Genomic DNA, 1,486 nt, shown 5'->3' on the forward strand with positions numbered 1-1,486 from the left:
GCGATCATGAAGCTCTGGCCGTTCTTCAGGTCTACCGACGTCCTGGCACGGCGCACGATGAAGCCGGGAACCGAGATGGTCCCGATATTGTAGGAGGCCGACGCGTCGATCGAGGAGACTTCCGGCGCGATGTCCAGACTGACCAGCCCATCCTTGAGGACGGTCGGCGTGAAATCCAGGCTGACGCCGTATTTCTTGTAGCTGACCGAGATCTTGCCGTCGTCCTCGGAGACCGGGATCGGGAATTCGCCGCCGGCGAGAAAGCTCGCTGTCTGGCCGGAACGGGCGATCAGGTTCGGCTCGGCCAGCCGCCGCGCCAGGCCGCGCTCTTCTAGCGCCTTGATGGCGATATCGATCGACACGCCGTTCGACAAAAGCCTGCCGATGATCTCGCCGGTGCCGGCGGCCGGCACTGTACCCGGATCGATCGAGACGTCGCGGCCACCGAGGCCGTAGGCAAAATTGGCGGCGTATTTGGCGCCCAGATCCTGACCCGCCTGGCGGTTGATCTCGACAAAACGGACATTGAGCTGGACCTGCTGCGACGATGAGATGTTGACCGAGTTGATGACCTCCTCGGTGCCGGAAAAGCGCGTCGCGATCTTGTTTGCCTTTTCGGCGGCGACCGCGTCATCCGCCTCGCCCGACAGCACGACCCGGCCGTTGGCCGATCCGACCTTGATCCTGGCATCCGGCACGCTGGCCCGAATGGTGCTGGCCAGCTGGTCTGTGTCGAGCGTCACCTCGATGTCGACGGTGCCGACAAGCTGCTTCTTCTCATCGAACAGCGCAATGCCGGTAGTGCCGAGATTGTTGCCGAGCACGTAGAAGGATTTGTCGGTCAGCGGATTGACGTTGGCGATCTCCGGGTCGCCGATGACGATCTGGTAGAAGGCGGCACTGGTCATGATCGTCTTCGGCTTGCCCTTGGCAACCTTGATCGACGCATTCTTGGTCGACGACACATAGACGATGTCGTTGTCAGCTCTCGCCGAGGCGCCGAAAGCCAGCATCGCGGCAGCAGCCAGCGAAGACGCGACAGCCACCGCACGCAAAATGCGCAACCGCCCCATGACCCGATATGTGAACAGCCCGAACATTGTCCCGTCCCTCACCCAGTCCCCACTGGCTTATTTCTGGTCCCGCGAAGGAACCTGGTATTCCTCGGCCTTCGTGCCGCGCGTTACGATGACCGTCTTGAACTTCGGTTTCTCCGGCTCCTTGGTGACGGCGTCGAACACCGAGCCGGCCGCGGCCTGCACATCCGAGGCGACCGATCCGCCGAAGGAGGAGATGGTGGTGACGCCGTTCTTGCCGTCACCGCCTTCGCTGGCGGATCGAAGCGACAGGGACAAGGTGCCGACGGTGCGGGCCAACGCCACTTTCTGCGCGCCGTCTGTCGTCACCTCGATAGTCACCGAATTGGAAATCTGCGGCGTCGTCTGGCGCTCGTCGGCGCCCTGCCCGACGCTCAGCGCCTTGGCAT

2 protein-coding genes are annotated in these 1,486 nt (G+C 62.9%); both read right to left on the bottom strand.

Annotated elements, in window-relative coordinates; genetic code table 11:
- On the bottom strand, nt 1-1,100 hold a 1,100-nt coding region (locus EN906_RS33950), incomplete at its 3' end, for a type II and III secretion system protein family protein (protein ID WP_164777598.1).
- Between the two features lie 30 nt (nt 1,101-1,130).
- Nucleotides 1,131-1,486: RcpC/CpaB family pilus assembly protein (locus EN906_RS33955; protein ID WP_245484391.1), on the bottom strand; the 356-nt coding region annotated here is incomplete at its 5' end.

The sequence above is a fragment of the Mesorhizobium sp. M7A.F.Ca.CA.004.06.1.1 genome (assembly GCF_003999135.1).
Classification (GTDB): Bacteria; Pseudomonadota; Alphaproteobacteria; order Rhizobiales; family Rhizobiaceae; genus Mesorhizobium.